The sequence below is a fragment of the Micromonospora sp. WMMD967 genome (assembly GCF_029626165.1).
Classification (GTDB): domain Bacteria; phylum Actinomycetota; class Actinomycetes; order Mycobacteriales; family Micromonosporaceae; genus Micromonospora; species Micromonospora taraxaci.
The window spans coordinates 4,408,147-4,422,764 of record NZ_JARUBK010000001.1 but is presented as its reverse complement, the minus strand read 5'-3'; the positions used below and the strand labels follow the sequence as shown (position 1 = coordinate 4,422,764).

General features: G+C 72.0%; 12 protein-coding genes. 9 read left to right on the top strand and 3 right to left on the bottom strand.

Going from position 1 to position 14,618, the window contains the following annotated elements:
* Nucleotides 1–62 precede the first annotated feature (62 nt).
* The 6 genes from O7631_RS19795 to O7631_RS19770 all read left to right on the top strand — a co-directional run bounded on the left by O7631_RS19795 (nucleotide 63) and on the right by O7631_RS19770 (nucleotide 7,133).
* Nucleotides 63–896: an ABC transporter ATP-binding protein gene (locus O7631_RS19795; protein ID WP_278145581.1), complete on the top strand. Its 834-nt coding sequence runs from the start codon at nucleotides 63–65 to the stop codon at nucleotides 894–896.
* Between the two features lie 33 nt (nucleotides 897–929).
* On the top strand, nucleotides 930–1,913 hold the full coding sequence (locus O7631_RS19790; RefSeq protein ID WP_278145580.1) for an iron-siderophore ABC transporter substrate-binding protein: 984 nt from the start codon (nucleotides 930–932) through the stop codon (nucleotides 1,911–1,913).
* Nucleotides 1,914–1,918: 5 nt separating this feature from the next.
* Entirely contained in the window at nucleotides 1,919–4,018 is a 2,100-nt protein-coding gene (locus O7631_RS19785) for an iron ABC transporter permease (protein ID WP_278147973.1), read from the top strand.
* Nucleotides 4,019–4,040: 22 nt separating this feature from the next.
* On the top strand, nucleotides 4,041–4,946 hold the full coding sequence (locus tag O7631_RS19780) for a siderophore-interacting protein (RefSeq protein WP_278145579.1): 906 nt from the start codon (nucleotides 4,041–4,043) through the stop codon (nucleotides 4,944–4,946).
* Between the two features lie 163 nt (nucleotides 4,947–5,109).
* The gene (locus tag O7631_RS19775) at nucleotides 5,110–6,582 is read left to right on the top strand and encodes an SDR family NAD(P)-dependent oxidoreductase (protein ID WP_278145578.1); all 1,473 of its coding nucleotides are present in this window, start codon (nucleotides 5,110–5,112) and stop codon (nucleotides 6,580–6,582) included.
* A gap of 74 nt (nucleotides 6,583–6,656) precedes the next feature.
* Nucleotides 6,657–7,133, top strand: a complete 477-nt coding sequence (locus tag O7631_RS19770) for a heme-degrading domain-containing protein (protein ID WP_278145577.1) — start codon at nucleotides 6,657–6,659, stop codon at nucleotides 7,131–7,133.
* 44 nt (nucleotides 7,134–7,177) lie between these two features.
* Here O7631_RS19770 and O7631_RS19765 read toward each other — a convergent pair whose 3' ends face one another.
* On the bottom strand, nucleotides 7,178–8,554 hold the full coding sequence (locus O7631_RS19765; RefSeq protein ID WP_278145576.1) for an FAD-dependent oxidoreductase: 1,377 nt from the start codon (nucleotides 8,552–8,554) through the stop codon (nucleotides 7,178–7,180).
* Nucleotides 8,555–8,785: 231 nt separating this feature from the next.
* On the opposite strand from O7631_RS19765, the gene O7631_RS19760 reads away from it, so the two are divergent.
* Together O7631_RS19760 and O7631_RS19755 are read left to right on the top strand one after the other, a co-directional pair.
* Nucleotides 8,786–10,171, top strand: a complete 1,386-nt coding sequence (locus O7631_RS19760) for a serine hydrolase (RefSeq protein WP_278145575.1) — start codon at nucleotides 8,786–8,788, stop codon at nucleotides 10,169–10,171.
* Nucleotides 10,172–10,264: 93 nt separating this feature from the next.
* Entirely contained in the window at nucleotides 10,265–11,590 is a 1,326-nt protein-coding gene (locus O7631_RS19755; RefSeq protein WP_278145574.1) for an alpha/beta hydrolase, read from the top strand.
* A gap of 106 nt (nucleotides 11,591–11,696) precedes the next feature.
* Here O7631_RS19755 and O7631_RS19750 read toward each other — a convergent pair whose 3' ends face one another.
* Nucleotides 11,697–12,923: an MFS transporter gene (locus tag O7631_RS19750; RefSeq protein WP_278145573.1), complete on the bottom strand. Its 1,227-nt coding sequence runs from the start codon at nucleotides 12,921–12,923 to the stop codon at nucleotides 11,697–11,699.
* A gap of 41 nt (nucleotides 12,924–12,964) precedes the next feature.
* On the opposite strand from O7631_RS19750, the gene O7631_RS19745 reads away from it, so the two are divergent.
* The gene (locus tag O7631_RS19745) at nucleotides 12,965–14,059 is read left to right on the top strand and encodes an ROK family protein (protein WP_278145572.1); all 1,095 of its coding nucleotides are present in this window, start codon (nucleotides 12,965–12,967) and stop codon (nucleotides 14,057–14,059) included.
* Between the two features lie 82 nt (nucleotides 14,060–14,141).
* Here the strand turns inward: O7631_RS19745 and O7631_RS19740 are convergent, their stop codons facing one another.
* Nucleotides 14,142–14,528, bottom strand: a complete 387-nt coding sequence (locus O7631_RS19740; protein ID WP_278145571.1) for a MerR family transcriptional regulator — start codon at nucleotides 14,526–14,528, stop codon at nucleotides 14,142–14,144.
* Between the last annotated feature and the right edge of the window lie 90 nt (nucleotides 14,529–14,618).

Sequence of the window (14,618 nt, the reverse complement as noted above, 5' to 3'; positions counted from 1 at the left end):
CCGGTGACCTGACTCGTTGGCCGACTTGACACGCCGGCATTTCGTTAGGTTAGCCTAACCTCATGCAAAACGAGTTGGCGTCGGCCAACGGCGAGCGCAGCCTGGCCGGCGTCGACCTCCGTCTGGGCTACCACGGCGTGCCGGTAGTGCACGACGCCATGATCAACCTTCGCGCCGGTGCCGTGACCGCCCTCGTCGGGCCCAACGGCAGCGGCAAGTCCACCCTGCTGCGGGCCCTGGCCCGCCTGCACCCGATCGAGTCCGGTCTGGTCCACCTCGCCGACGGCGTCGCGGCCGCCAGCCTCCCGTCCCGTGAGTTCGCCCGGCGGGTCACCCTGCTCGCCCAGAGCCGTCCGGTGCCCAGTGGGGTCACCGTCCACGATGTCGTCGGCTACGGCCGGCACCCCTACCGGGGGCGCTGGCGCACCGAGGATCCGGACGGTCCCGCCGCCATCGCCCGCGCCATGGACGTGACCGGTGTCGCCGCGATGGCCCAGCGTCCGGTCGACGAACTCTCCGGCGGCGAGTTGCAGCGGGTGTGGCTGGCCACCTGCCTGGCCCAGGACACTCCGGTGCTGCTCCTCGACGAACCCACCACCTTCCTCGACCTGCGCTACCAGGTGGAGATCCTGGACCTGGTCCGGGACCTCGCCGACGACCACGGCGTCGCCGTCGGCGTCGTCCTGCACGACCTCAACCAGGCCGCCGCCGTGGCGGACGAGGTGGTCCTGCTGCACCAGGGCAGGGTCCGCGCCACCGGCACCCCGGCCACCGTGTTCACCGAGGAAGCCCTCACCGAGACCTACGGAATCCGCATCGAGGTGACCACCGATCCGATCAGCGGACTGGTCACCACCCGTCCCGTCGGGCGGCACGCGGTCCGCGCCCTGGTCTGAAACACCCCTCATCCCCAGCAGAGAAAGACCGTCATGACCCGTACCCGTTTCACAGCCCTCATCGCCGTCGTGGCCGCCCTGACACTCGGCGCCTGCGGCACCACCGAGAAGGCCGCCACTCCCGAGACCTCCGCCTCGACGGCCGGCGGGCCGGTCAGCATCACCGACAGCCGCGGCAAGGAGATCACCCTCAAGGCCCCGGCCAGCAAGGTCGTCGGGCTCGAGTGGGGCGAGGTCGAGATGCTGGTCAGCCTGGGCGTCATGCCCGTCGGTGTGGCCGACCCGAAGGGCTACGGCACCTGGGTCACCTCCGCGAAGCTCGACCCGAGCGTCAAGGACGTCGGCGCTCGCGGAGAACCCAGCGTCGACTCGATCGTCGCCCTCCAGCCCGACCTCGTCGTGATGGAGGACGACCGGGGCGGCGCCATCGTCAGTCAGCTGGAGAAGTTCGTCCCCGTCGTGGTCGCCAAGGGCAGTGACGCCACCGACAACCTCGGCCGGATGCGCGCGGACCTCACCATGATCGCGAAGGCCGTCGGCAGGACCGCGCAGGCGGAGAAGCTGCTCGCCGACTTCGACACGGCCATCGCCGACGGCAAGAAGAAGATCGCCGACGCCGGGGCAGCCGGCCGGCCGTTCGCCATCGCCGACGGCTGGAAGGAGGGCAGCACCGTCAGCATCCGAATGTTCGGCACTGGCGCGCTCGTCTCCCAGATCGGCATCCAGCTCGGCCTCAGCAACGCCTGGACCGGCAAGACCGATGAGGTGTGGGGCCTCGGCCAGACCGACGTCGAGGGCATGACAGTGCTCAAGGACCCGAACGTGCACCTCTTCTACAACGCCTCCGACGGCGACGACGTGTTCGCCGACGGGCTCGCCGGCAACGCCATCTGGAAGTCGCTGCCCTTCGTGCAGAAGGGCAACCTGCACAAGATGCCCAACGGCATCTGGACCTTCGGTGGGCCGCTCTCCGGCAAGCAGTACATCGACGAACTCGTCAAGACGTACGCGGTGTGAGCGTGCTGAACGCACCCCCACGCCCGGAGCCGGCCACCCGGCCGGCTCCGGGCGGGCGACTGGCCGTACCACGCGTCGCCGGGGTCTTCGTCGCGGCGCTCCTGCTGCTGCTCGTGGTCGGCGCGGTGCACCTCACCCAGGGCACCTCCACCGTCGGGGCCCTCGACCTGCTCCGGCTCGTGACCGGCGGCGACGACGAGGCGGCCCGCGTCCTGGTCGCCTCCCGGCTGCCCCGGCTGCTCGCCGGGCTGGCCATCGGCGTGGCGCTCGGGTTCGCCGGCGCGGCGTTGCAGTCGATCGCCCGCAACCCGCTCGCCTCCCCGGACACGCTCGCTGTCAACGCGGGCGCCCACCTGGCGATCGTCGCCGTCGCCGCGTTCGGCATCTCGTTGCCGGCGCTGCCCTCCGGCGGCCTCGCCTTCTGCGGCGGGCTGGCCGCCGCCGGCCTGGTGATGGCCATGTCCTCCGGTGGGCAGGCCGGCACCACCCGGCTGATCCTCGCCGGCTCGGCGACGGCGCTGGCGCTCGGGTCGGTGACCACCCTGCTGCTGCTCCTCTTCGAGCAGGCCACCATCGGCCTGTTCGCCTGGGGCAACGGCTCGCTGGTGCAGAGCGACCTGACCGCGCTGACCCAACTCGCCCCGGTGATCGTCGGCGCGGCCCTCGTGCTCGTGCTGCTCGGACACCGCCTCGACATCCTCGCCCTCGGCGACGACACCGCCACAGTGCTCGGTCTCGACGTGCGGCGTACTCGGCTCACCGTCATGGTGCTGGCCGTGCTGCTCTCCGCCGCGGCGGTCACCCTCACCGGCCCGGTCGGCTTCGTCGGCCTGTGCGCCCCGGTGATCGTCCGGCTGCTCGCCCCCGTGGTGCCGGGGGTGCACCGGCACCGCGTCCTGCTGCCGTTGTCCGGCATCGCCGGGGTCATCATCGTGCTCGGCTCCGACGTGCTGCTCCGTGCCGTGATGGGCGGGCAGGCCGGCGTCGACATTCCGACCGGTGTGGTCACCACCCTGTTCGGCGCGGCGATCCTCATCTGGCTGGCCCGCCGGCACCGCGACGCGGGCCCCACCCGCCGCCCGCCCGGCGGGCACGCGGCCGTCCGCTCCGCCGCCTTCCACCGTGGCGTCGTCGCCGTCACCGCCGTCGTGACCATCTCCGCCGTGACGGTCGGCATGCTCGTCGGCGACACGTGGGTGCTGCTCGGGGATGTCGTCAACTGGATCAACGGCAGCACCGGGCCCGCGTACACCTTCGTGCTGGACCAGCGGTGGCCGCGCGTCGCCGCGGCGGTCCTGGCCGGCGCGGCGCTCGCGGTCGCCGGCACCACGGTGCAGGCGGTCTGCCGCAACCCGCTGGCCGAACCCGGCATCCTCGGCATCACCGCCGGCGCCGGGCTCGGGGCGGTCTCCCTGCTCACCTTCGTGCCGTTGGCCGGGGTGTGGGCCGTCTCCGGCGTCGCCGGGCTCGGCGCGATGGCGGCGTTCGCCCTGGTCTACGGCCTGGCGTGGCGCGGCGGGCTGAGTTCCGACCGGCTGGTGCTGATCGGCTTCGGCGCCTGGCAGGGCGGCATGGCAGTGATCACCTTCCTGGTCGTCGCCTTCGACCCGTGGAACACCGGAAAGGCGTTGACCTGGCTGTCCGGCTCCACCTACGGCCGCATGCCGACCCAGGTGCTGCCGGTGCTGATCGCCCTGCTCGTGCTCACCCCGGCAGTGGTCGCCGCGCGCCGCGAACTCGACCTGATGGCGTTGGACGACGACACCCCCCGGGTGCTGGGCGTCCGCCTGGAACGCACCCGGTTGGTGGCGCTCGGCGCGGCGGCGCTGCTCACCTCCACAGCGGTCTCGGCCGTCGGCGTCATCGGCTTCGTCGGCCTGGTCGCCCCGCACGCCGCGCGGGCCCTGGTGGGCGGGCGGCACTCCCGGGTGCTTCCGGTGGCCGCGCTGCTCGGCGCGGCGCTGGTCAGCATCGCCGACACCCTCGGCCGGACGATCATCGCCCCGGCCCAGGTCCCCGCCGGCCTGGTCACCGCCATGATCGGCACCCCGTACTTCGTCTGGCTGCTCTGGCGCTCCCGCGCCGTCACGAACAACCCCCGCTAGCTGCCGAGCCGAGAGAGGCACCATGACCGAGACCCTGCCCATCGCCCCCTGGCGCGTGTTCACCGTCACCGTCGCGGCGCTACGCCGGCTCAGCCCGTCGTTCGTCCGGGTGACCTTCACCGGCGTCGACCTCGACCGGTTCGCGGACAACGGGTACGACCAGCGGATCAAGCTGGTGCTGCCGGTGCCCGGTCAACACGGTGTCAACCTCACCGGCGGCGCGGACTGGTACGCGGCCTGGCGGGCTCTGCCGGAGCACCTGCGCAACCCGATCCGCACCTACACGGTACGGGCGGTCCGGCCCCACCTGGCCGAGGTCGACGTCGACCTGGTGCTGCACGGCGATGGTGGTCCGGCGACGCGCTGGGCTCGGCGCGCGAGCGTCGGCGACGAGATCGCCCTCGTCGGTCCGGACACGGGATACGACGGCAGCCACGGCGGCATCGAGTTCCGGCCGTCGACCGGGAGCTGCCTGCTGCTGGCCGGGGACGAGACCGCCGTGCCGGCGATCGCCAGCATCTGCGAGCGGCTCCCCCTCGACACCCGGGGCACCGTCCTGCTGGAGGTGCCCGACGCTGACGACGTGTTGCCGCTGGTCACACCCCCGGGCATCGAGGTCCGCTGGCTTCCTCGGGGCCTCGACGCACACGGCAGCCGGCTGGTGCCCGCGGTCGCCGCCGCAGCGGAGGAACTGCTGCTTCCTGGCCCGTCCGGGACCGGGCAACCCGTCGCCGACCTGGACGTGGACACCGAGATCCTGTGGGAGGTCCCCGAGGAGGTGGCCGCGGCACCCCTGTACGCATGGTTGGCCGGGGAGGCCGGCGTGATCCGCACCCTGCGGCGGCACCTGGTCTCCGAGCGAGGGCTGGACCGACGGGCGGTGGCCTTCATGGGTTACTGGCGTCTCGGGCACGCCGACCCCGCCTGACCGCCGCGAGCCGCGCCGCCGCCCCGGCAGCCGGGGCAGCCACGGGCAGGGGGCCGGGGCGGCCGTGAGGTGCGTGGGTGGCCGCGCGGTGCGTACAGTTTCGGGTCGGACTTGGGGCGAGCCGGGGTGACCCGGCACGGGATACGGGACGAGACGACGACGCATGACGGTGGACAACGTTACCGAAAACGGTCAGAAGGGCATTGACCGCGACCGCGGTCCCCAGGGCATTGACCGAGAACGGCTGGAGGCCTGCCTCAGCGTCTTCGAGGCGTTGGAGGCGCTGCCGTCGGACCACCCGGACGTGGTGCGGGTGCAGCGGGCCACCGCCCGGCTCTACAAGGTGGTCAAGCAGCGGCGACGAGAGGAACGGCGGGACGCCATCCTCGCCGCCGACCGGGCGGTGACGGAGGCCACCGCCACCGGTGCTCCCGGGAGGATCGACGACGAGACCCAGGGCATCCCGCTCGCGTCGTCGGTCGCGGGCGAGACGGCGGGCTTCCTGCACAACCCGCGCGGGTGCTACGTCTGCAAGCAGCGCTATCACCAGGTGGACGCCTTCTACCACCAGCTCTGCCCGTCCTGCGCGGCGCTCAACCGGCAGCGCCGCGACGCCCGTACCGACCTGACCGGTCGGCGCGCGCTCCTCACCGGCGGCCGAGCGAAGATCGGCATGTACATCGCGCTGCGGCTGCTGCGCGACGGTGCCCACACGACGGTGACCACGCGGTTCCCGCACGACGCGGTACGCCGGTTCGCCGCGATGCCGGACAGCGCCGACTGGCTGCACCGCCTGCGCATCGTCGGGATCGACCTGCGTGACCCGGCCCAGGTGATCGCCCTCGCCGACTCGGTGAGCAGTCAGGGTTCCCTGGACATCCTGATCAACAACGCGGCACAGACCGTCCGCCGCTCCCCCGGGGCGTACGCGCAGCTGGTCGCCGCGGAGGCCGCGGCCCTTCCGGACGGCCCGCTGCCGGAGTTGATCACCTTCGCCAAGCCGGGTGGGCAGGACGCCCCGGCGGGCGCCCTCACCGCCGGGCTCACCCCGCACGCGCTCACCGCGTTGGCGCTCACCAGCGGTTCCGCCTCGCCAGAGCGGATCGCGGCGTCCACGGCCATCGACGCCGGGGGTCTCGTACCGGACCTCGACTCGGTCAACAGCTGGGTCCAGCGGGTGCAGGAGGTCGACCCGGTCGAGCTGCTCGAAGTGCAGCTGTGCAACGTCACCGCACCGTTCGTGCTGGTCAGCAGGCTACGCCCGGCGATGGCCGCCGCGCCGGCCCGCCGCAAGTACGTGGTGAACGTGTCGGCGATGGAGGGCCAGTTCGGCCGTGGCTACAAGGGGCCGGGGCACCCGCACACCAACATGGCCAAGGCCGCGCTGAACATGCTGACCCGCACCAGCGCCGAGGAGATGCTGACCGACGGCATCCTGATGACCAGCGTCGACACCGGCTGGATCACCGACGAACGGCCGCACCCGACCAAGATGCGCCTGGCCGACGAGGGCTTCCACGCCCCGCTGGACCTGGTCGACGGCGCCGCCCGGGTGTACGACCCGATCGTCCGTGGCGAGCAGGGCGAAGACCTGTACGGCTGTTTCCTGAAGGACTACGCGCCCTGCGCCTGGTGACCGCCCGCAACAAAGCGAGTGATCGCCCGCGTGCAACAGAGCGGGTGACCGCCCGCGACGACGAGGAGAAGAACATGTCAGACGACCGTGACACGTGGCCGACGCTGGACGAGCTGCTGCGCGAGGAGAGCGAGCTGGAACTCGCGGGCCTGTCCGAGACGGACGCGTACGAGCTGGGGATGCTCGCCGTCGCCGCCGCGCGGGAGCAGGGACTGCCGGTGTCGATCGGGGTGTGGCGGGCGGGACGCCAGCTCTTCCACTGTGGTCTGCCGGGCTCGACGGCGGACAACGACGCGTGGCTGCGTCGCAAGGGGCGTGTGGTGACGCGCTTCGAGCACTCCTCGCTGTACATGGCCCGGTTGTGCCACGACAAGCAGGTGACGCTGGCCGAACGGTACGGTCTGCCGGCCGAACGGTTCGCGGCGGCCGGGGGCGCGGTGCCGCTGCGCGTGCGGGGCACCGGCGTGGTGGGCTGGGTCGGTGTATCCGGGCTGCCGCAGCTCGACGACCACCGTTTCGTCGTCGACATCCTCCGCAAGCTTCCCCGCTGACGCTGCGGACCCGGCGGCCCCGCACGAGGCCGCCGGGTCGGTCGTCAACGCGCCCGTCGGTTGGCGCGCAGGGCACCGATCAGTACGCCGGGCCGGGCCAGCGAGCGCGGGTGTTCACGCATGGAGACGACCTCGTTGAACCGGCGTGCTGTCGCCACGTCCGTGACGGTCGCCTCGATGATCTGCCGGCTCGCCCAACTGGAGATCCGGTAACCGCGCGGGTAGGGCCCGTGGACGTGGGGCAACGCCAGGTCGGCAGAGGTCGAGATCGACCAGGCGGCGTCGACGACGACCTGCTGCAACGCGAGGAAGTGCCGCGCGGGTGCCCGCAGGTCCGGCGCGGACCGCAGGTGAACCGACAGGCAGGCCGCGTACAGGGCCGCCGACGTCATCCCCTGCCCGTACACCGGGTTGAACGACGCGACGGCGTCGCCGACGCTGACCAGGCCGGCCGGGAACCGCTTCAGGGCGTGGAAGTCCCGTCGCCGGCTGTCGGCGTGGTGGTAGGTCTGGACGTCGCCCAGCATCTCCTGGTCGGCGATCTCGCCGAACTCCGGCGGGAACTGCTCCCGCAGGCGGCGGACGAAGTCCTCCGGCGTGCGGCCCGGTCGGTCGTCGCCGTAACCGGCCATCATGGCCATCCACCGGCCGTCCTCGATGGCGAAGAACGCGGCACCGGCCACGTCCACCCCCCTCTTCGGGGTGTGCAACGCCATCACCACGGTCGTGGCCGGGGTGACCTCCGGGCGGCGGAACAGGGCTGTCGCGTAGTTGAGGTGCACTGTCATCCGCCGCGTCACCGGCCGCTCCCAGCCGGCCTGCTCCAACCAGTCCGAGAGTCTGCTCGACCGACCCATGGCGTCCACCACGAAGTCACCGGTCTCCACGCCGGTCACCCCGGCACCCTCGCAGCGGACCCCGGTGACCGCGTCGCCGTCGAACACGAGACCTGTGGCGCGTGCGGTGACCGTCTTGACGTTGGGGAGCCGGAGCACCTGTTGGCGGATCAGCCCCTCCAGGAGCGGGCGGCTGCCGGCCAGGCTGTCGGCGTCGTCGGGGACGACGACCTTCGGGCGGCCATCGAGGTAGTTGAGCCGGGCCTCGGGCGGCGCCTCGACCGCTCCCTGCGCCAGCGCCGCGTCGCGGAAGCCGGGAAACAGGCGCTCCAGCTGGAGAAAGCCGCCGGGCAGCAGCGCGTGCAGCTGTGTCCCCTGGGGTACGCCGGGCCGCGCGCCGGCCACCTGCGGGTCGTCCCGGTCGATGATGACGACGCTCTCGGCGTGGTCGGACAGCACCCGGGCGGCCAGCAGGCCGGCGACGCTGCCGCCGACCACGACGGCCCTGCCGATCGTCGGTGAGATCTGCTCAGGGGGTCGGACCGCGTTCAGCTCCGCGAAGACCCGGGATGGGGAGAGGGACATCGTGCTCTCCAAGGGATACGAGGTGTGGTGCCCTCCGTGCCGCCGGCGTTCGGTGGGCGGGCGGACCGGTGGACGGTCGTCCGACGTGACGCTCGCCGATCGTCGCACAACCACCTGAAGGGCAACCGTCTGTGTCTGCCAGATGACCACGTGTCGGACGACGGGGTGGACACGACCGACGTTCGGACGGCCGATTGGCGTGCGACGATGCCGACTGTCACGATCTCCGGCATGCCCGTTGCACGTCGTACCCTCCTTGTCGCCGGTCTGGCCGCCGCGACCTCCGCGGTCACCGGATGCGGCGACAACGGCGCGCCGGATTCCGGTGTGGCCGGGCCTGGTGACGCGGTGACCGCGACCGACGCCGCCGGCAACCGGGTGGGCTTCGGCTCGGCCGGCAAGACCACACCGCCTTCGGGTACGCCGAGCGCCACCGCCTCCCCGAGCGGCGGTGCCGCGCCCGCCGGTCAGGCCCGCTACGCGCAGGAGGTGACGGCGCTGCTGCGGCGGCACCTGCCCGCCACTCCGCAGACGGTGCAGCACAAGGGCTTTCCCGGCGCGGTCGCCGTCGTCCTGGTCGACGGGAAGACGGCCGTGCACATCGCGGTCGGGGAGGCGTTGCGCTACGGCGCCGGGCCCAAGCTGCTGCCGGCGGGCCAACGGGTCGAGATGCGCCCGGACTCCATCTTCGACCTGGCCTCGGTCACGAAGGTGTACACGGCCATCCTGCTGTTGCAACAGGTCGACAAGGGTCGGGTCGAGTTGGGCGCGCCGGTGCGCGACTACCTGCCAGGTTTCACCGGCGCGGGCACCGAGCGGATCACCGTCGAGATGCTGCTGACCCACACCAGCGGTCTCCCGGTCGGCGCCAAGGTCACCGGGCTCGCCGACAACACGGCCCGCTGGAACGCCGTGCTCACCACCGGGCTGGTCTCCGGCGCCGTGCCCGGCACCACGTTCCGCTATTCCAGCGTCGGGCTCATGGTCGCCGGCAAGATCGTCGAGAAGGTGACCGGCCAGCGGCTCGACCAGGCGCTGAAGAGCAACCTCACCGGCCCGCTGGGCCTCCGTGACACCGGCTTCAACCCGAACGCCTGGCTGTCGGGCAGCGCGAAGGCCACCCGTCTCGTCGCCACCGACGCCCGCTCGTCGCGGGGTCTGCTCCGGGGCACCGTCCACGACGACGTCGCCAACCACCTCGGCGGCGTGGCCGGTCACGCCGGCATCTTCGCCACGGCCGGCGACCTGGCCGTCATCGGGCAGATGCTGCTCAAGGGCGGCACCCACCAGGGCCGGAGGATCCTCGCCGCGACGACGGTGCGTCGGATGCTCACCAACCAGAATTCCGGGAAGCCGGCGATCGACCCGGAGCGGCCCAACCGGACCGCCGCCCACGGACTCGGGGTCGTGCTCAACCAGAGTTGGTTCATGGGTCGGCTCGCCTCTGCCCGGACCTTCGGCCACACCGGTTTCGCCGGCCCGTCACTAGTGGTCGACCCGGCCCGGAAGCTCGTCGTCGCGCTGCTCACCAACCGCGCGCATCCCAACTGGAGTTGGTCGAACCCCGATCCGGTGCGCGCCTCCCTCGGCGATCTGCTCGCGAAAGCTGTCAACTGATCGACGACCGTCAGGTGTAGACCGCCGCGCCGCGCCCTGACAGGATACTTGCGCTATCAGTGCAGATACTTCGTCGCTCAGCGTGGAGGACCGATGCACGTGTCTCACCGGAGACTGCTCTCCGTGCTGGCCGGGGGCGTCCTCGCGGTCGGCTTGGCCGTCGCTCCCGCCCCCCGGGCCGCCGACGCCGCCACCACGACGTACCGCCCGGCGATCTTCGTGCACGGCAGCGCCGGTTCGGCGACGCAGTTCCAGTCGCAGGCCAAGCGTCTCGCCAGCAACGGCTACCCGATCGACGTCATCGAGGCCCACGAGTACGACTCACCGAACATCGCCACGATCCTGCCGGAGGTGTACGCGGGGCTCGACGCACGGATCACCCGTCTGCTGGCGACGACCGGCGCGGACCGCGTCGACCTGCTCGCGCACTCCCTCGGCACCTTCGTCACGCAGGGCTATCTGAACAGCTCACCGGCACGCGCCGCCCGCGTCGCCCACTACGTCAACCTGGACGGGCGCCCCGCCGCCTCCCCGCCCGGTGGTGTGCCCACCCTCGCCATCTGGGGTGAGGGCGACCCGGCCCGCGCCGTCGTCGGTGCGACGAACGTGCACCTCCCCGACCAGTCCCACACGCAGACCGTGTCGTCGCCGGAGTCGTTCGGTGAGATCTTCCGGTTCCTCCAGGGTCGGACGCCGCACACGACAGGGATCACGCCACAGCTCTTCGGCACCGCCCGGGTCTCCGGTCGCGCGGTGCTCTTCCCGAGCAACGTCGGCGTCACCGACGCGATTGTCGAGGTCTACCCGGTCAGTTCCCTGACCGGCGGTCGGTTGTCCCACCGGCCCACGCACCGGTTGGCAGTGGGTGACGACGGCTCGTTCGGCCCCGTCCCGGTGCTCGCCACGGCCCGCTACGAGTTCGCCATCGTGCGTCCCGGCGCACCGATGCACCACTTCTACTTCCAGCCGTTCCTTCGTTCGGACTCGTTCGTACGCCTCGCGACGAGCGTGCCCGGCGAAGGGCTCGGCGCGCTGGTGGACACCAGCGACCGGCACACGGCGCTGACGGTTCAACGCCAGAAGGAATGGTGGGGCGACCAGGGCGACGCCGGCGACCACCTCTGGATCAACGGCACTGACGTCCTGAACGCGGCGAACGCGCCACGGGCCAAGCGGACGATCGCGATCTTCGCGTTCGACGACGGCAGCGACGGTGTGAGCGACCTGACCGCTCCCCTGCCGGAGTTCTTCAGCCAGACCTTCATCACCGGCATGGACCTGTTCATCCCGGCGGCACCGGCGCACCTCGGCCTCGTCCGGATCACCGTGGGTCAACGCGGCGGCGGACACGACGTGATCAACGTGCCGAACTGGAGGTCGAGCGCCCACCGCGTGTCGGTCAGCGTCGACGACTTCTGACCCGAGCCTCCTCGGTGACCCGGCCGCCTCAACCCACGACAGCGGCCGGGGCACCTCAGTTTGCGATAGCGGCCGGGTCCCTCAGCCGCGGAAGCGGCCGGGCCCCTCAGCCCGCGACCACGGCCGGGGTTCGGTCGCGCTGGCGTCGCCCGACGGCGAAGCTGACCACCCCCAGGGCCAGGCCGACAATCGCCAGGGCAGCGCCGACCCAGGCCGGTGCGAGGTAGCCGAGGCCGGCGGCGATGGCGACGCTGCCCAGGGCCGCGCCCAGGCTGTTCGCGATGTTCATGGCCGACTGGTTGAGCGCCGCGCCCATCAGCTGCGCTCCGGGGGCAACGGTGATCAGGCGCGCCTGGAGGACCGGCCCGAGGTAGAGGCTCGTCGCGCCGACCAGGAACGCGCCGACGAACAGGCCGACCGGGCTCGACGCGACGAGGCTGAACGTCGTGATGCTCACGATCATCGCGACGAACCCGATGATCATGCTGCGTTGGAGGTCCCGGTCCGCCAACCAGCCACCCAGGGCGTTGCCGACGGTCATGCCGAGACCCACCGCCACCAACGCCCAGGGCACCGTCGCGGCCGAGAGTCCGGCGACGTCGGTGGTGACCGGCGCGATGTAGGTGTCCACCGCGAAGAAGCCGGCGAAGCCGATCGCGCCGGTCGCGGCGACCAACCAGACCTGCGACGTCCGCAGCGCCCGCAACTCGGCGGCCGGCGAGCCGTCGACCGCCGCGGCGACCTCCGGGACGACCGCCAGGACCGCCAGCAGGGTGAGCACGAAGACACCGGCGATGACCAGGTACGCGACGCGCCAGCCGGCCGCCTGACCAAGCCTCGTGATGAGGGGTACGCCGACCACGTTGCTCACTGTCAGACCGCTGAGCACGATGGCGAAGCCGCGGGCCTCGTTGCCGGGGCCCATCAGGGTGGCCGCGAGCAGGCCCGCCGCGCCGAAGTACGCGCCGTGCGGCAACGCCGCCGCGAACCGGGCCACCATCACCAGGTCGAAGGTGGGGGCGATCGCGGACGCGACGGTGCCGACGGCGAAGAGCGCGAGCAGTCCGAGCACGAGCTTCTTGCGCGGCAGGCGTGCGCTCAGCGCGGCGATCAGGGGTGCGCCCACGACCACGCCGAGCGCGTACGCGGTGATCATCCAGCCGGCGCGGGCGACCGCGTCGGACGACGACCGGGCGTACTCCTGCGGGAGCAGACCGCGCGCGATGTCGGGCAGCAGGCCCATCGCCACGAACTCGGTCAGACCGATCGCCACACCACCGAGTGCCAACGCGACAAGCGCCGCCACCCGTCGTCCTCTGCTCATCCCGATCACCGAGAAAATTTAGCAACAGCGTTGCGTAATAGAGTGGCGAGATGACTCGCATCACTGCCGACGTCACGTTCCTGCGCGGCTACAACCAGGCGCGGGTCCTGGCGTTGGGGCGTACCGGGCGGACGTTCGAGCGGTCGACGGTGGTCGGGGCGACCGGGCTGACGCCGCAGGCGGTCTCCAAGGTCATCGCGCGTCTGACCGGCGACGGCCTGATCCGCCCCACCGGCGTGCGCCGTGCGGGCATCGGCAAGCCTGCCGTCGTCTACGAACTCGTCCCCGACAGCCGGTACGCGATCGGCGCCCACGTGGCCCGGCGCACACTGCGGCTGGTCCTCGTCGACCTGGCCGGTGCCGTGCGCCACTCGGCGGTCAGTCCGTTGCCGGCCGACTTCACCCCCGAGCAGCTTCTCGACGCCCTGGCGGCCGGCGTCGGGGCGATGACCGCCAGCGGCGACGTGCGGAGCCGACTCACCGGCGTGGGCATCGGCATGATCGGCCCGCTGGACCACGCCAACGGCCTGGTCCGGGGTGCCCACGGCCTGCGGCACTGGCACGACGTACCCCTGCGCGAGATTGCCGAGAAGCACCTCGACCTGCCCGTCCACCTCGACAAGGACGTCACCGCGGGGGTTACGGCCGAGGCCTGGCGGCACGGCGCGACGTTCGGCGACGCGGCCCTCATCATGATCGAGTCAGGTATCGGTGGCGGCTTCTGGCTGGGCGGCACGGCCCACCGGGGCGCGCACACCAACGCGGGCGAGTTCGGCCACACTGTCGTCGACCTGGACGGACCCCGCTGTGTCTGCGGCCGCCACGGGTGCCTGGAGATCGTGCACCACCACGCGGCCGACGCCGGAGACATCGCCCGCGCCGCCCGCGTCGTGGCGGTCGGCGTGGTCAACCTGCTCCAGACCCTCGACCTGGCCCACGTCGTGCTGGCCGGCGCGGACCTCCTCCGACATCCGCAGACCTATCTCACGGCGGTGACCGAGGCCGTACGGGCCGACGCGCGGCGCGCGGACTGGCTCACCACGACGGTGACCCTGTCCAGCCTCGGCGCGGACGCCATCGCCGCGGGTGCCGCGATGCAGGTGCTCGACCAGCACTTCGGCGTGCCGGAGCTGGCCCCGATCTGAGCGCGCCGCCGGACCGTCCCGATGCGGACGCGGCCACCGACACCGATCGGCGGTGCCCCAGGCGTGCCGCGCCGTCGAACCGCTACGCCACCATCGCGGCGGCGAATTCCACGTGGGTGCATCCGCTGGCCGGGCTCTCGCTGAAGGCGATGACCGCGTCGAGCCGGTCCCGCGCGCTGCGGAGTTGGGTGATCTGCTCGTCGATACGGTCACGTTCGGCGCGCAGCAGCGCCCGGGACTCCGGCGTGTTGACCTTCGCGTCGACGCAGGGCAGCAGGTCCAGGATGGTGCGGCTGGTCAGGCCGGCCGAGTACAGCGTCTGGATGAGGTGCACCCGCTCGACCGCGTCGTCGCCGTAGTGACGCTGCCCGCCACTGCTGCGTGCGGCGGTCAGCAGGCCCTGCTCCTCGTAGTAGCGCAGGGCGCGTACCGACACGCCGGCCGCCGTGGCGAGTTCGCCGATGCGCATGGATCCTCCCCCGGCCGGTGACGCCCGCCACACGACCTTGTCCCTCACGTTCACGTCAGGTTTTAGCGTAGCTCGCGTACCGCTCGTCAG

What these genes read in the sequence shown, in the direction of transcription:
- O7631_RS19795 (WP_278145581.1), top strand. Translation starts at nt 63, where the DNA reads ATGCAAAACGAGTTGGCGTCGGCCAACGGCGAGCGCAGCCTGGCCGGC.
- O7631_RS19780 (WP_278145579.1), top strand. Translation starts at nt 4,041, where the DNA reads ATGACCGAGACCCTGCCCATCGCCCCCTGGCGCGTGTTCACCGTCACC.
- O7631_RS19770 (WP_278145577.1), top strand. Translation starts at nt 6,657, where the DNA reads ATGTCAGACGACCGTGACACGTGGCCGACGCTGGACGAGCTGCTGCGC.
- O7631_RS19745 (WP_278145572.1), top strand. Translation starts at nt 12,965, where the DNA reads ATGACTCGCATCACTGCCGACGTCACGTTCCTGCGCGGCTACAACCAG.
- O7631_RS19755 (WP_278145574.1), top strand. Translation starts at nt 10,265, where the DNA reads ATGCACGTGTCTCACCGGAGACTGCTCTCCGTGCTGGCCGGGGGCGTC.
- O7631_RS19760 (WP_278145575.1), top strand. Translation starts at nt 8,786, where the DNA reads ATGCCCGTTGCACGTCGTACCCTCCTTGTCGCCGGTCTGGCCGCCGCG.
- O7631_RS19740 (WP_278145571.1), bottom strand. Translation starts at nt 14,528, where the DNA reads ATGCGCATCGGCGAACTCGCCACGGCGGCCGGCGTGTCGGTACGCGCC.
- O7631_RS19790 (WP_278145580.1), top strand. Translation starts at nt 930, where the DNA reads ATGACCCGTACCCGTTTCACAGCCCTCATCGCCGTCGTGGCCGCCCTG.
- O7631_RS19765 (WP_278145576.1), bottom strand. Translation starts at nt 8,554, where the DNA reads ATGTCCCTCTCCCCATCCCGGGTCTTCGCGGAGCTGAACGCGGTCCGA.
- O7631_RS19775 (WP_278145578.1), top strand. Translation starts at nt 5,110, where the DNA reads ATGACGGTGGACAACGTTACCGAAAACGGTCAGAAGGGCATTGACCGC.